The following is a 14,849-nucleotide window of genomic DNA, read 5'->3' as shown; positions in this document are numbered from 1 at the left end:
TAATCCGATTGGCAAAAGAAAGTTGGGGCGGATCGGCCGGAAGGCCGGCGGCAAGCCCGGATGGACGGGAGGAAACGCACACCAACGTCGGGACGCCATGGAACCGGGCGGATGGCGCAACGCGCCGGTGCCCACCGGTTCCATGGGTTCCGAGGGTGCGCCGTCCGGGTCGGTCGAGCGTGCATCCCATTCATTCCCGCTTTCCCTGCTCACCCGGCATCGCCCGGTCCCGTGAGGGGCCTGCCATGCCCGGGTGCGGGCCGGCACGCCTTGGCAGGGTGTCCGCCGGTCCGGCAATAAGAACGCATAACAGAGAATGAACAAGGGAGCTTCTGCATGAAACGTCGTGCATTTCTGACCTCCGCCGGTGTGGGCGTCGCCGCCAGCACGCTTGCCGCCCCCGCCATCGCCCAGTCCACGCCCGAGATCAAGTGGCGCTGCGCCTCCAGCTTCCCGAAGAGCCTCGATACCATCTATGGCGGTGCGGAGTTCGTGGCGAAGCGCGTGGCCGAACTGACGGACGGCAAGTTCCAGATCCGCGTCTTCGCGGCTGGCGAGATCGTTCCGGCCCTGCAGGTTCTGGACGCGGTCAAGGACGGCACGATCGAGTGCGGCCACACCGTCTCCTATTACTACGTCGGCAAGGATCCGACCTTCGCCTTCGATGCGGCGATGCCGTTCGGCCTGAACGCCCGCCAGCAGAACGCCTGGATGACCCACGGCGGCGGCAAGGAGCTGATGGCGGAGTTCTTCGCCGGCCACAATCTGGTTGCGATCGGCGCCGGCAACACCGGCACGCAGATGGGCGGCTGGTTCCGCAAGGAGATCAAGTCGGTCGAGGACCTGAAGGGCCTGAAGTTCCGCATCGGCGGCTATGCCGGCACCATCATGGCGAAGTTGGGCGTCGTGCCGCAGCAGATCGGCGGCGGCGACATCTACCCGGCGCTGGAAAAGGGCACCATCGACGGCGCCGAGTTCGTCGGCCCCTATGACGACGAGAAGCTCGGCTTCAACAAGGTTGCCAAGTACTACTACTATCCGGGCTGGTGGGAAGGCGGGCCGCAGGTCTCCATGCTGTTCGGCAAGGAGAAGTTCGAGTCGCTGCCGCCGGCCTACAAGGCGGCGCTGCAGGCCGCCTGCTCCGACGCCACGCTCGACATGCTGGGCAAGTACGACGTCCAGAACATGACCGCGCTGAAGCGTCTGGTCGCCGCCGGCACCCAGCTGCGCCCCTTCCCGAACGAGGTGATGCAGGCCTGCTATCAGGCCTCCATCGAAGTGTATGAGGAAGAGGCGGCGAAGAACGAGAAGTTCCGCAAGATCTACGAGGCGTGGAAGAAGTTCCGCGAGGAAGAGTATCTGTGGTTCCGCGTCGCCGAATACAGCTTCGACCGCTTCGTCTACGCGGCCCCGCCGCTTGAGAAGAAGAAGTAAGATCGAGTCTGATTAGGCTTTTGCCCCCTCCCTAACCCTCCCCCGCTTCTGGCGGGAGAGGGGACTGCCGCTGCTCTGCAAACTCCTCCCTCTCTCGCCGAAGGCGGGGGAGGGGAGGGGCCCGCGGCGAAGCCGTGGGAAGGGAGGGGGCAATCACCGCAGAACCTAAAGCAGCCCCTCAAACCTCGATCACCAGCCCGTCATACGCCGGCTCGACCCCCTCCGGCAGAATCCGCCGCAGGCTGTCGTAGTCCATGCTGTTGTCCATGTGGGTCAGATAGGCCCGCCTCGGCTTCACCCGCTCGATCCACTCCAGCGTCAGCGCCAGATGGGCGTGCACGGGGTGGGGAGGCTCGATCCGGCCGCAATCGACAATCCAGGTATCCACCCCCGCCAGCGCCTCAAACGCGCTGTCATCCAGCCGCACCACGTCGGTCGAATAGGCGAAGCGCCCGAACCGGTAGCCGACCGTCCGCATATAGCCGTGGTCCTGTTCGAACGGCGTCACCTCCAGCCCTTTCACGCTGAACGGGCCGTCGACGCGGTGCGTTTTCAGCACCGGCCGGTAGAAGGGATACCCTTCGGGCAGCGGATCGAAGCAGTAGGGGAAGCGGGTTTCGATGTCCCGCAGATGCTCGTCCCAGCCATAGGCGTCGATCGGCGCATGCATGTGCCGGCAGATCTCGCGCAGCTCGTCGATGCCGTGGCAATGGTCGGCATGCTGGTGAGTCCACAGCACGGCATCCAGCCGCGCACAGCCGCTGTCCAGCAGTTGCTGCCGCAGGTCGGGGGAGGTGTCGACCAGCACCGATATCTCGCCGCTTTCCACCAGCACCGACGGGCGCAGGCGGCGGTTCTTCGGATTGGCGGGATCGCAGCGGCCCCACTGGCCGCCGGGTATGCCGGCGATCACCGGCACGCCGCGCGACCCGCCACAGCCAAGGACGGTCACGCGCATCGCACCGGTTGATGCGCCGTCCACTGTCATGCAGCCGCCTTAACTTTGGACGCCTTGTCGAACAGGCGGAAGAAATTGTCGGTAGTGACCCGCGCCAGTTCCTCCGCCGACACGCCCTTCACTTCAGCCACGCAGGCCGCGGTGTGGGCGACGTAAGCCGGCTCGTTGCGCTTGCCGCGGAAGGGGATCGGCGCGAGGTAAGGCGCATCGGTCTCCACCAGGATGCGGTCGATCGGCACGTCCTTCACGATGGCGCGCAGGTCTTCCGACTTCTTGAAGGTGACGATCCCGGACAGCGACAGGCTGAAGCCGTACTCCACCGCCTCTTCCGCCAGCGCCCGGCCGGAGCTGAAGCAGTGCAGCAGCCCCTTCACCGGTTGGCCGGCCGCTTCCTCCTTGACGATCCGCATGGTGTCGTCGTCGGCATCGCGGGTGTGGATGATCAGCGGCAGGCCGGTCTCCAGGCTGGCGCGGATGTGCCGGCGGAAGCACTCCTGCTGCTGGTCGCGCGGGCTCTTGTCATAGAAGTAATCGAGCCCGGTCTCGCCCAGCCCGATCACCTTGGGATGGCGCGACAGCTCCACGAGCTTCTCCACCGTGGTGATGGCGAACTCCTCCTGCGCCTGGTGGGGATGGACCCCCACCGAGCAGAGGATGTCGTCATACCGCTCCGCCACCGCCAGGATGCGGTCGAACCGGCTGATGTAGGTGCAGATGGTGACCATCCGCCCGATGCCGGCCTGCCGGGCGCGGTCGACGACCGCGTCCAGTTCTTCGGCGAAATCGGGGAAGTCGAGATGGCAATGGCTGTCGACGAGCATCAGGGAACTCAGGCCTTCGGTTCTTCGACGTAACGCGGGAAGACGCCCTGCGGCGTCGGCAGCGGCGTGCCGGCGGCCAGCGCCCCCGACGGACCCAGCGTGCCGAAGCCGCGCGCATCCGGTCCCAGCGCCAGCAGGTCGAGGATCTTGGCGGAGCTGTCCGGCATCACCGGCTGGGTCAGGATGGCGAGATGACGGATCGTCTCCGCCAGCACATACAGCACGGTCGCCATGCGCGCCGGGTCGGTCTTCTTCAGCGCCCACGGAGCCTGTTCGTCGACATAGCGGTTGGCGTCGCCGACCACGGCCCAGATGGCGTCCAGCGCCTTGTGGAACGCCTGTGCCTTGATCTCCGCCCGGACGATGTCCAGCATGCCGTAAGCCGAGCCGAGCAGCGTGTTGTCAGCCTCGGTGAAGGCCCCCGGCGTCGGCACGGCGGCACCGCAGTTCTTGCCGATCATCGACAGCACGCGCTGCACCAGATTGCCGTAATCGTTGGCGAGGTTGCCGTTGATCCGGTTGACCATCTGCTTGTGCGAGAAGTCGCCGTCATTGCCGAACGGCACTTCGCGCAGCAGGAAATAGCGGGTCTGGTCGAGGCCGTAGGTGTTGACCAGCGTTTCCGGCGCGATGACGTTGCCCAAGGACTTCGACATCTTCTGGCCTTCGATCGTCCACCAGCCATGGGCGAACACGCGGCGGGGCGGCTGCAGGCCGGCGGCCATCAGGAAGGCCGGCCAATAGACGGCGTGGAAGCGCAGGATGTCCTTGCCGACCATGTGCAGGTCGGCCGGCCAGTACTTGGCATACTCCCCCGTCGTGTCGGGATAGCCGACGGCGGTGATGTAGTTCGCCAGGGCGTCGAGCCAGACATACATGATGTGGGCGTCGTCGCCCGGCACCGGGATGCCCCACTTGAAGGTGGTGCGGCTGACCGACAGGTCTTTCAGCCCCGACTTGACGAAGGCCATCACCTCGTTGCGCTTGCCGGCCGGCGCGATGAAATCCGGGTTCTGTTCATAGAACTCGATCAGCCGGTCCTGCCAGGCCGAGAGCTTGAAGAAATATGAGGGCTCCTCCACCCACTCGCACTCGGCGCCGGTGGGGGCGATCTTCTTGCCCTCGGCATTGGTGGTCAGCTCGTCTTCGCCATAGAAGGCTTCGTCGCGAACCGAATACCAGCCGGCATAGGATCCCAAATAGATTTCGCCGCGATCCTTCAACACCGTCCACAGCGCCTGCACCGACTTGACGTGGCGCGGCTCGGTGGTGCGGATGAAGTCGTCGTTGGAATAGTTCATCAGCGACACGAGATCGCGGAAGTTCTGCGAGACCCGGTCGGTGAACTCCTGCGGCGCGATGCCGGCCTTCTCCGCCGACTTCTCCACCTTCTGGCCGTGCTCGTCGGTGCCGGTCAGGAACTTCACGTCATAGCCATCGAGGCGCATGAACCGGGCGAGGACGTCGCAGGCAAGCGTCGTGTAGGCGTGGCCGATGTGCGGCACGTCGTTCACGTAATAGATCGGCGTCGTCAGATAGAAGGTCTTCGGCCCGGCCATTTGTGGCACTTTCTTCAAGTAGGTTTAACCGGCAGGTTCTGAAATAACGCTAGACGGCTGCCGTTTCCAGCGCCGACAAGGCGTTCAGGACCACCTGCTTGCGGTCCAGGTTTGCGGATTCCGCGCGCGCGAAAAGACGCTGAACCTTTTCCCACACCTCCACCCAACGTTCAAGACCGCGAGCATTGGCCAGCCGGGTCATCAGGGCGGCCTCTCCCGGCACCACCTCCGCCGGCCAAGCCCCGCGGGCGAGCGACCGGGCGAAGCGGGCCAGCCACCAGACCAGCAGCTCCGTCGCCGTCTCGTACATGCCGTCGTCCTGTTTGCGGACCAGCTTGTCGCCGAAGGCGTGCGCCGCGACGATGTCGATACGCGGCAGGTCGGACAGCAGCCCGACCATCTCGCGGTACAGCGCCAATCCACCGGCATCGGCCAGATCGATGGCGCGGCCGACGCTGCCCTCCGACAGGCGGGCCAGCGCCGGGCGATCGTCGGCGGCGATGTCCGGCCGGTGCTGCCCCAGCAGATCGATGACGGTGTCTTCCGCCAGCGGCTTTAGCGTCAGCTTGCGGCAGCGCGAGCGGATGGTCGGCAGCATGCCGCCGGGATTGTCGCTGACCAGCAGCAGCAGGGCGCCGGGCGGCGGCTCCTCAAGGATTTTCAGGATGGCGTTCAGGCCGCTGAGATTCATGCGGTCGGCACCGTCGATCACCGCGACGCGCCAGCCGCCTTCCGCCGAGGTGCGGCGCAGGAACGGACCGATCTTGCGGACGTCGTCCACCGCGATGTCGCGCTTCAGCCGGCCCTTCTTCTCGTCGCGCTGGCGCTCGATGGTCAGCAGGTCGGCATGGCCGCCCGACGCCACCCGGCGGAACACCGGATGGTCCGGCCCGATGTGCAGCGAGGTGACCGGCGCCGCTCCGCCCAAGAGACTATTGCCGAACAGGCTGTCCCCCGGCGGGTCCTGCGCCAGGACGAAGCGGGCGAAGCGAAAGGCCAGCGTTGCCTTGCCGATCCCCGGCGTGCCGCCGATCAGCCAGGCATGCGGCAGCCGGCCGGAATTCCAGGCCTCCAGCAGGAGCCGTTCCGCCTCCTCATGCCCGACGAGGTCCGGGTTGCGCCGGGGGGCGAGCGCCTCTTCCGCCGTCGGCGTTGAGGGGGCAGGGGTGCGCGCCTTGCTCACGACTGCAGCCCCAGGCGGGTGGCTACGGCGTCCCAGACGCGGGCCTGCACCCCGTCCAGATCGGCGTCGGCGTCCACCACTGCGCAGCGCTCCGGCTCCCGCCGGGCGATGTCGAGGAAGCCGTCGCGCAGCCGCTGGTGGAAGCCGATGTCCATCCGCTCATAGCGGTCCTCGCCGCCATGGCGCGAGGCGGCGCGGCGCAGGCCTTGCCCGACGTCGATGTCCAGGATCAGCGTCAGGTCGGGGCGGAACTCGCCGAGCGCCGCCCGCTGCAGGGTCTCCACCAGTTCGCGTCCCAGCCCCAGCCCATAGCCCTGATAGGCCATGGTGCTGTCGAAGAAGCGGTCGCACAACACCCACCGCCCGGCCTCCAGCGCCGGCCACACCGTCCGTTCCAGATGGTCGCGGCGGGCAGCGGTGTGCAGCAGCGCCTCCGTCACCGGGCTCCAGCGGCCGGTCTCGCCGGTTACCAGCAGGCCGCGGATTTCCTCCGCCCCCGGCGATCCGCCCGGCTCGCGCGTCGTCACCACGTCGATGCCCCGGGCGCGCAGGGTCTCGGCCAGACAGCGCAACTGGGTCGACTTGCCGGCCCCTTCGCCGCCTTCCAGCGTGATGAAGCGGCCACGGTTGGCGGAGGCGGTGAAGAAGGTCGGCATGGTCGTCACGATTACAGGCTGTTGCCGAAGACGAGATATTTGGCGGCGGCGAAGGCGCGGCCGACGAAGCCGGCCTTCGGCACGTCCTGCGCGGCCACCACCGGCACCTCCTTGCCCGGGAAGCCGGGTGCGGAGATGACCAGCTTGCCGACAGTGTCGCCCTTCTTGATCGGGGCGGCAACCGGCGCGCTGCTGACCAGCGACACCTTCATGCCGGGGCGGTCGGCGCGAGCCATCGTGACGCTCAGGTTCTGCGGCACGGTGACCGGCACCATATCCTGCTCACCCAGCCAGACCGGCACCTGCTCGATCGTCTCGCCGCCCTTGTAGAGGGTGTAGGAGGCGAATTCACGGAAACCCCACTCGATCAGCCGGGCCGATTCGTCGGCGCGCGCCTGCATGCTCGGCAGGCCGTTGACCACCAGCAGCAGGCGCCGTCCCTCGCGCTCGCCCGACGCGGTCAGGCCATAGCCGCCGGCGTCGGTGTGGCCGGTCTTCAACCCGTCCACATTCATGTTGCGGTAGAGCAGCGGGTTGCGGTTGCCCTGGGTGATGCCGTGATACTTGAACTCCCGGATCGAATCGTACTTGTAGAACTCGGGGAAGTCCTTGATCAGGCGTTCGGCAAGAAGCGCGAGGTCACGGGCGGTCATATAGTGGTTCGGGTCGGGCCAGCCGGTGGCGTTGACGAAGTTGCTGTTCTTCAGCCCCAGCTCGCGCGCCTTCTTGTTCGCCTGTTCGGCGAACGCCCCTTCCGATCCGGCCAGCCCTTCGGCCAGCACGATGCAGGCGTCGTTGCCGGACTGGACGATCATGCCCTTCAGCAGGTCGTCGACCTTGATGTTGTTGTGAAGCTCCACGAACATCTTGGAGCCCTGCATCCGCCAAGCCCGCTCGCTCACCGGCAGCGTGCTCTCCAGCGTCAGGCGGCCGGCCTTGATCGCCTCGAAGACCATGTAGGCGGTCATGATCTTGCTCATCGACGAGGGCGCCATGCGCTCGTCGGCGTTCTTCTCGAACAGTACGGTGTCCGAGGTCAGATCGACCAGGATCGCCTGCTTGGCGATGGTGTCGATGGTCGCGGCCTGGACCGAGACCGCGGTGAAGCCGGCGCCAATTGTGGCCCCGGCCATCGCAATTCCGGCCGCAACAGCAACGGAACGGCCGAAAACGGCGCACAGGCGGACGACAACAGCGTTCATGGCAACAATCCTCCAAGGGCACTCGGTACAGGCATTGGGTCATTGGCGCTCGTGAAGAGCAGCCGGGATGGAAGTCGGGTGGACGGATCAATCCACCACGATTTTGGCCTCCGTAAGGCCGGCCTGGATGATCTGGTTCAGCAGGCTGTCGGCACGGTCCACATTGTCCAGCGGGCCGACGCGGACGCGGTGCAGGGTCATGCCGGCCGACCGCGTCTGGCTGACGCTGGCGCGCTGGCCGATGGCGGACAGCCGGGCACGAGCCTTCGCCACATTCTCCTCGCTGCCGAAGGCGCCGACCTGCACATAGATGGCCTCGTGCGCCCTAACCGGCAATTGCGACACCACCGGGGCCGGCACGAAGCGTCCTTCCGACATGCTGCCGGCGACGGTCGTCGGCGGGGGAATTGGAGCGCCGACCACCGCCGGGCGGGCGGCCGCCAGCGTCGTCACCGGTCCGGCCGGCCCCGTCACCTCAATCCGGCCGCGCGGGGCGGCCTTCGGCGGCGGGCCGTCGAGTTCGGCCAGCATCGGGGCGGGCGTGCCCTGGCGCGCGGCGGCGGCGATGGCGCGGCTTTCCTCCGCCAGGATCTGCACGCGCACCTTGGCGGTGCCGGGGCCGTCGAAGCCAAGCAGCTGGGCGCCGCGCCGCGACATGTCGATGATGCGGCCGTTGGCGTAGGGTCCGCGGTCGTTGACGCGCACCACGATGGCCCGGCCGTTGTCCAGATTGGTCACCCGCACCAGACTGGGCATCGGCAGCGTCTTGTGTGCGGCGGTCAGCTCGTTCTGGTCGTAGATCTCGCCGTTGGCGGTATTCTTCTCATGGAAGCCGGGGCCGTACCACGAGGCGATACCGGTCTCGTCGTAGCTGTAATCTTCCTTGGGATAGTACCAGACGCCGTTGATCTGATAGGGCTTGCCCACCTTGTAGACGCCGCTGGTCGGAAGGCCCGAGCCGGTGCCGGCGGGCTTCTGCGCACAGGCGGCGAGCGCTGCCACGCCGACCAGCACGAAGACCCTGCTCACCCCGCGCCAGCGACGCATCCGCCAATTTCCTTCTTTCCCGACCCGGCCCCACCACCGGAGCGGCGGCACTCTAGCGGAGTGGCATCGCCGCGCCAATGCCTCGAACGCGGCAGAAACACGATGACACAGCCCGCACGCGGGCAGGACCCTCAGGGGCCGGGGAACAGGCTTTCGGTGCGGCCCATCAGCCAATAGGCGGTCAGCCCGATCCATTCCCGCACCGCGTCGTCGAGGATCACCAGATTCTGTCCGAACTCGAACCGCAAATAGGGCTTGGCGTCGTGGCGGGTGCGGTAATCGACGGGGTAGGGAATCACCTCCCACCCGATCTGCCGGAAGATGCCGACCGACCGCGGCATGTGCATGGCCGACGTGACAAGGACCCAGCGCTCCCCCGGTGCCGGCTTGACCATCTCCTTGCTGAAGACCGCGTTTTCCCAGGTATTGCGGGAGTCCGCCTCGTAGATCACGCGGTCGGCGGGAATGCCGGCCTGAGCCAAGGCGGCGCGGGCGGTGACGTCCTCCTTGTACTCCTGGCCCAGCAGCCGGCCGGACCCTCCGGTGAAGACCGCCTTGGCCTCCGGATGGCGGCGGACGAGGTCGGCGAAGCCCAGGATGCGCTCGGCCGCCTCATTGACGGAGGGGTCGCCGCGGTCGGCGGTGATCGGCGGGTTGACCGCGCCACCCAGCATGACGATGCCGTCGATCCGCCCCTCCGGCTCCACCCGCGGGAAGCGGTTCTCCAGCGGCAGGGCGACCAATGCGCCCACCCCCGTATACATGACCAGCAGAAGCAGCACCGCCGCCAGCGTCACCAACCGCCGCCCCGCGCGCTGCCAGTGCCGCGTCCGCATCAGCACCACCCCCAGCGTCACCGCCAGCACCAGCGCATTGCCGGGCGCGAAGACGCCCCACAGCAGCTTCGACAGGATGAAGGACAGCACCGGCACGCTCACAATGGTGAAGGGGGAGGGGGCGGAGCATAAGCGGGGCGGTTGGGATGGAGCAACCGGCCACCGCTATCCCCGCCAATACCCCCACACCGATGCCGGCGGCAGGTTCCGCAGCGTAAACCCCAGCCGCTCCCCCTTCAGCCCCAGCGCCCCGCGGTTCAGCGGCGAATGCGGCATGAAGCTGTAGAGCAGGAAGCGCCCGCCCGGCCGCAGGATGCGGAAGGTGGCGTCCAGCACCTCGCGCTGGAACTCCAGCGGGAAGGTGATCATCGGGATGCCGATCACCACCGTGCCGACCTTGCCGCACAGCGCCTCGCCCAGCAGCTCCGGCGCCTTGCGGCAGTCGTCGGCGATGACGGTGACGGCGGGGCAGCGGGCGCGCAGATGGCTAGCGAGGTCGCGGTCGATCTCGAAACTGTAGAGCCGGTCGGCGGGGATGCCGGACTCCAGGATCGCGGCGGTGATCGGGCCGGTGCCGCCGCCGAACTCCACCACCGCTTCGCCCGGCTCGCAGCGGATCTCGCGTGTGATCCGCCGTCGCAGGGCGGTGGAGGACGGGGCGACCGACCCCATCGCCCAGGGATCGGCCAGCCAGCGGCGGAAGAACAGCCAGGATTCGGAAAGCGACGCGGGTGCCGTCTCGATCTTCTCGGTCATGCAAGGCCTCCCTGGTTCGGGACAGCCCGGCGGCCGCCCTACAGCGGAGTTGCTGCCAGAAGTTGGTGACCTGCGTATGACAGCCCGCTCGCCACCAGCGTCAAAAACACCAGCGCCGCCACGGTCAGCCCCAGCCCGATGCCGATGGCGCCGCCGTCGCGCTCGATCAGCCCCAGCGAGATCAGCACCAGCGCGAAGCCCGGCAGCCAGCCGGTCAGCGGCAGCGGCACGATGCAGGTCAGCGTCAGGATGAACAGCAGAAGCCCGAACCAGCGCTCCTGATCGATGCGGGCGAGCCGGTGGAGCCGCGGCTTCAGCATCCGCTCGATCCCGGTCAGACGCGGCATGGCGGCGTCCAGCGTGCGCGCCGCCAGCCTGGTGCCGATTGACCGCCGCAGCAGCCAGTCCGGCAGCCCCGCTCCGCGCCGGCCGAAAGCCAACTGCGCCGTGTAGAGCACGATGGGCAGGTCGAACAGGCAGGACACGCCCAGCGGCACCGGCGCGATGGTGGGCAGCGACAGCGCCAGCAGGATGGTGCCGAGCGAACGGTCGCCCAGTGCCCGGATCAGATCGCCCAGCGTAACCCGCCCCTGGGGCAGGTTGGCGCGGAAGCGGGCCAGCACGTCCGACGTGCGCTCCTCCTCCACCGTTCCGCACAGGGCGGGCAGGGCGATGGCGCCGTCGCGCTGCGGCCCGCCGACCTCATCGGCGAGCGGGTGGTCGATGTGGTGATCGGCGTTCAAACGCCAGCCTCCGCCGCGGCGCTCTCGTAAAGTTCGAGCGCCTCCAGCCAGGTTTCTTCCGCGGTCGCCAGCTTCTTCTCCACCGTGCCCAGGTCGATCTGCAGCTTGGTCAGCTTGTCCGACGGGCCGCTGTAAAGCGCGGGGTCGGCCATCTTCGCTTCGATCTTGCGCTTCTCCTCGCTCAGCTTGGTCACCAGCGCCTCGGCGTCGGTGGCCTTGCGCTTCAAGGGGGCGAGCGCCGTGCGCGCCTCGGCGGCGGCGCGGCGCTGGTCCTTCTTGTTCGGTCCGGCGTCACGCTCCGCGCCACCCTTGGCAACAGCCCGCTCCGCCTTGGCGCGGTCGAGCAGGTAGCGGCGGTAGTCGTCGAGGTCGCCGTCATAGGCCTGCACCGTGCCGTCGGCGACCAGCAGCAGGCGGTCCACCGTCATTTCGATCAGGTGGGGGTCGTGGCTGATGATGATGACGGCGCCGGGGAAATCGTTGATCGCCTCGATCAGCGCTTCGCGGCTGTCGATGTCCAGATGATTGGTCGGTTCGTCCAGCATCAGGATGTGCGGGACTTCCCTGCTCATCAACGCCAGCAGCAGCCGGGCCTTCTCGCCGCCCGACAGGTTGGCGATCTTGGTCTCCGCCTTCGCCTGGGGGAAGCCGAAGCGGCCCAGATGGGCGCGGACTTTCTCCTCCAGCGCCAGCGGCATGATGCGCTGGGTCTGCTGGATCGGCGTCAGCGACAGGTCCAGCTCCTCGGCCTGGTGCTGGGCGAAATAGCCGATGCGCAGCTTGGACGACCGCCGCATCTCGCCGGCCATCGGTTGCAGCCGGTTGGCCAGCAGCTTGACCAGCGTCGACTTGCCGTTACCGTTGGCGCCCAAGAGGCCGATGCGGTCCTCCATGTCGATGCGCAGGTTGACCCGCCGCAGGATCACCTTGTCGCCATAGCCGATGCTCACCCCCTCCAGCGCGATCAGCGGCGGCGCCAGCTCGTCGGGCGGGGGGAAGTTGAAGACGACCTCGGGATCGTCCTCCATCAGCGTGATCGACTCCATCTTCTCCAGCAGCTTCAGGCGGCTCTGCGCCTGACGGGCCTTGCTGGCCTTGAAGCGGAAGCGGTCGACATAGGACATCATGTGCTTGCGCCGCGCCTCCTGCTTGGCGGCCATGGAGGCGATGCGCTCCTGGTTGGCGCGGCGCTGTGTCAGGAACTGGTCGTAATTGCCGCTGTAGGTGACGAGCTTGCCCTGGTCGATGTGGATCGTCGTGGTGGGCACCGCGTTCAGCAGCTCGCGGTCGTGGCTGACCAGCAGGATGGTGTGCGGGTAGTTCTTCAGATAGCCCTCGAGCCAGATGGTCGCTTCGAGGTCGAGGTGGTTGGTCGGCTCGTCCAGCAGCAGCAGGTCGGGGCGGGAGAACAGCACGCCGGCCAGCGCCACGCGCATCCGCCAGCCGCCGGAGAAGTCGGAGCAGGGCCGCTGTTGCGCCTCGGCGTCGAAGCCCAGGCCGGATAGCACCTGCGCGGCGCGCGATGGGGCGGAATGCGCCTCGATGTCGGCGAGCCTTGCGTGGATTTCGCCGATGCGCATCGGATCGGTCGCCGTCTCCGCCTCCGCCAGCAGGGCGGTGCGTTCGGTGTCGGCTGCCAGCACGGCGTCGATCAGCAAGGTCGGGCCGCTGGGGGCCTCCTGCGCCACCATGCCCATCCGCATGCCGGCCGGCAGGGTGACGGCGCCGGCATCCGTCTGCAGCTGGCCCGAGATCAGCTTCAGCAGGGTCGATTTCCCGGTGCCGTTGCGCCCGACCAGCGCCACGCGGTGCCCTTTGGACACCACCGCCGTCGCATGGTCGAACAACACTCGGCCGCCGAAGCGGAAGGTCAGGTCATTGATGTGCAGCATAGCGCGCGAGGATGTAGCACGAGGGGCCGCGGATTTGAAGCGGGGGCCGGCGAATGGCACGGCTTTGTCCCGCGCGGGACGGCCCGAATGCCGGGCCAGCGGCCGGTTGCGGACCCTCCGGTTTGTTTGAACACGACTAATTCGGAGAACGAAACCGCCACCCGGTCTTTTTTGATTGAACGTCCAATCAATAAAAATCAGTCTCTCCTTGTGGAATGATCGTGCTGCGATCCAATGCACCTCTGGGACCCGGAATCAGGGAGACGGGACATGATGCGATTCGGACGGCAGGCCCATTACATCCACGGCCGTCCTGTTGAAGGCGAGGGTGAGGAGCGTTTCGCCACCGTCAATCCGGCGACCGGGGAAACTCTGGCCGAGGTGGCGCAGGCGACGCCCGCCGATCTGGATCGCGCGGTGGACAGCGCGCGGGCCGGGCAGGCGGTGTGGGCGGCGATGACCGCGATGGAGCGGGCGCGGGTGCTGCGCCGGGCGGTATCCCTGCTGCGCGAACGCAACGACGCGCTGGCGGAAATCGAAACGCTCGACACCGGCAAGCCGCTGAGCGAGACGCGGGCGGTCGACATCGTCACCGGCGCCGACGTGCTGGAATATTACGCCGGCCTCGCGCCTGCGCTGGAAGGGCGGCAGATCCCACTGCGCCCGACCTCCTTCGTCTATACGCGGCGTGAACCGCTGGGGGTGGTGGCCGGGATCGGCGCCTGGAACTATCCGATCCAGATCGCGCTGTGGAAATCGGCGCCTGCGCTGGCCGCCGGCAACGCCATGATCTTCAAGCCGAGCGAGGTGACGCCGCTGACCGCCCTGCATCTGGCGGCGATCTACAGCGAGGCTGGGCTGCCCGACGGCGTGTTCAACGTCCTGCAGGGCGACGGCCGGGCCGGCGCCATGCTGGCCACCCATCCCGGCATCGAGAAGCTGTCCTTCACCGGCGGGGTGGAGACCGGCAAGCGGGTGATGGCGACGGCGGGCGGATCGACCCTGAAGGAAGTGACGATGGAGCTTGGCGGGAAATCGCCGCTGATCGTCTTCGCCGACGCCGACCTCGACCGCGCCGCCGACATTGCCATGATGGCGAACTTCTACAGCTCCGGTCAGGTCTGCACCAACGGCACCCGCGTGTTCGTCCACCGCAGCATCGCGGCTGCGTTCGAGGAGCGGCTGCTGGCCCGCGTCCGCCGCATCCGCATGGGCGATCCGCTGGACCCCGACACCAATTTCGGCCCGCTCGCCAGCTTCCCCCACCGCGACAAGGTGCTGCGCTACATCGAGGCCGGCAAGGCGGAGGGGGCGCGGCTGCTGGCCGGCGGCGGCGTTCCGGAGGGGCCTGCCTTTGCGCGCGGCGCCTATGTGGCGCCCACCGTTTTCACCGACTGCCACGACGGCATGACCACCGTGCGCGAGGAGATTTTCGGCCCGGTCCTGTCGATCCTGACCTTCGATGGCGAGGAGGAGGTCATCACGCGGGCCAACGCCACCAGCTACGGCCTTGCCGCCGGGCTGGTCACCAGCGATCTGGCCCGTGCCCACCGGGTGATCCACCGGCTGGAGGCCGGCATCTGCTGGATCAACGGCTGGGGTGAATCGCCGCCGGAGATGCCGGTCGGCGGCTACAAGCAGTCGGGCATCGGCCGCGAGAACGGGGTCGAGACGCTGGACCACTACACCCGCCTGAAGTCGGTCCAGGTCGAGTTGGGAGCCTACTCCTCGGTGTTCTGAGCCCGCTCTTCAAAGAAGGGGT

General features: G+C 67.5%; 13 protein-coding genes. 2 read left to right on the top strand and 11 right to left on the bottom strand.

Annotated elements, in window-relative coordinates:
* Positions 1–336: 336 nt before the first annotated feature.
* Positions 337–1,434, top strand: a complete 1,098-nt coding sequence (locus M5E06_RS07245) for a TRAP transporter substrate-binding protein (RefSeq protein WP_252137674.1) — start codon at positions 337–339, stop codon at positions 1,432–1,434.
* 178 nt (positions 1,435–1,612) lie between these two features.
* Here the strand turns inward: M5E06_RS07245 and M5E06_RS07240 are convergent, their stop codons facing one another.
* The 11 genes from M5E06_RS07240 to M5E06_RS07190 form a co-directional block, all read right to left on the bottom strand.
* A complete protein-coding gene (locus M5E06_RS07240; RefSeq protein WP_252138525.1) occupies positions 1,613–2,392 on the bottom strand; it encodes an MBL fold metallo-hydrolase in 780 nt (259 codons plus the stop codon).
* Positions 2,393–2,418: 26 nt separating this feature from the next.
* Positions 2,419–3,213 (bottom strand): TatD family hydrolase, encoded by a 795-nt coding sequence (locus M5E06_RS07235; protein ID WP_252137673.1) that lies wholly within the window; start codon positions 3,211–3,213, stop codon positions 2,419–2,421.
* Positions 3,214–3,221: 8 nt separating this feature from the next.
* Complete coding sequence (metG, locus tag M5E06_RS07230; protein ID WP_252137672.1) at positions 3,222–4,772, bottom strand: methionine--tRNA ligase; 1,551 nt, start codon at positions 4,770–4,772, stop codon at positions 3,222–3,224.
* 49 nt (positions 4,773–4,821) lie between these two features.
* Entirely contained in the window at positions 4,822–5,955 is a 1,134-nt protein-coding gene (locus tag M5E06_RS07225; RefSeq protein ID WP_252137671.1) for a DNA polymerase III subunit delta', read from the bottom strand.
* Positions 5,952–6,611 carry a dTMP kinase gene (gene tmk / locus M5E06_RS07220; RefSeq protein WP_252138524.1) on the bottom strand — a complete coding sequence of 220 codons (660 nt, stop codon included), beginning with the start codon at positions 6,609–6,611 and terminating at the stop codon, positions 5,952–5,954. Before tmk ends, M5E06_RS07225 begins: the two co-directional genes overlap by 4 nt.
* Before the next feature lie 11 nt (positions 6,612–6,622).
* Complete coding sequence (locus M5E06_RS07215; RefSeq protein ID WP_136704205.1) at positions 6,623–7,813, bottom strand: D-alanyl-D-alanine carboxypeptidase family protein; 1,191 nt, start codon at positions 7,811–7,813, stop codon at positions 6,623–6,625.
* Between the two features lie 87 nt (positions 7,814–7,900).
* On the bottom strand, positions 7,901–8,860 hold the full coding sequence (locus M5E06_RS07210) for a septal ring lytic transglycosylase RlpA family protein (protein WP_252137670.1): 960 nt from the start codon (positions 8,858–8,860) through the stop codon (positions 7,901–7,903).
* Between the two features lie 131 nt (positions 8,861–8,991).
* Complete coding sequence (locus M5E06_RS07205) at positions 8,992–9,786, bottom strand: YdcF family protein (protein ID WP_252137669.1); 795 nt, start codon at positions 9,784–9,786, stop codon at positions 8,992–8,994.
* Between the two features lie 75 nt (positions 9,787–9,861).
* Positions 9,862–10,452 (bottom strand): class I SAM-dependent methyltransferase, encoded by a 591-nt coding sequence (locus M5E06_RS07200; RefSeq protein WP_252137668.1) that lies wholly within the window; start codon positions 10,450–10,452, stop codon positions 9,862–9,864.
* Positions 10,453–10,490: 38 nt separating this feature from the next.
* Complete coding sequence (locus tag M5E06_RS07195) at positions 10,491–11,195, bottom strand: exopolysaccharide biosynthesis protein (RefSeq protein ID WP_252137667.1); 705 nt, start codon at positions 11,193–11,195, stop codon at positions 10,491–10,493.
* The gene (locus tag M5E06_RS07190; protein ID WP_252137666.1) at positions 11,192–13,087 is read right to left on the bottom strand and encodes an ABC-F family ATP-binding cassette domain-containing protein; all 1,896 of its coding nucleotides are present in this window, start codon (positions 13,085–13,087) and stop codon (positions 11,192–11,194) included. Before M5E06_RS07190 ends, M5E06_RS07195 begins: the two co-directional genes overlap by 4 nt.
* Positions 13,088–13,357: 270 nt before the next feature.
* Between M5E06_RS07190 and betB the strand changes: the two genes are divergently transcribed.
* Complete coding sequence (betB, locus tag M5E06_RS07185; protein WP_252137665.1) at positions 13,358–14,827, top strand: betaine-aldehyde dehydrogenase; 1,470 nt, start codon at positions 13,358–13,360, stop codon at positions 14,825–14,827.
* Positions 14,828–14,849 lie beyond the last annotated feature (22 nt).

It is taken from the genome of Azospirillum sp. A1-3, assembly GCF_023806445.1.
Classification (GTDB): domain Bacteria; phylum Pseudomonadota; class Alphaproteobacteria; order Azospirillales; family Azospirillaceae; genus Azospirillum.
The sequence above is the reverse complement of the archived record's forward strand: the minus strand, read 5'-3'. Positions and strand labels throughout refer to the sequence as shown.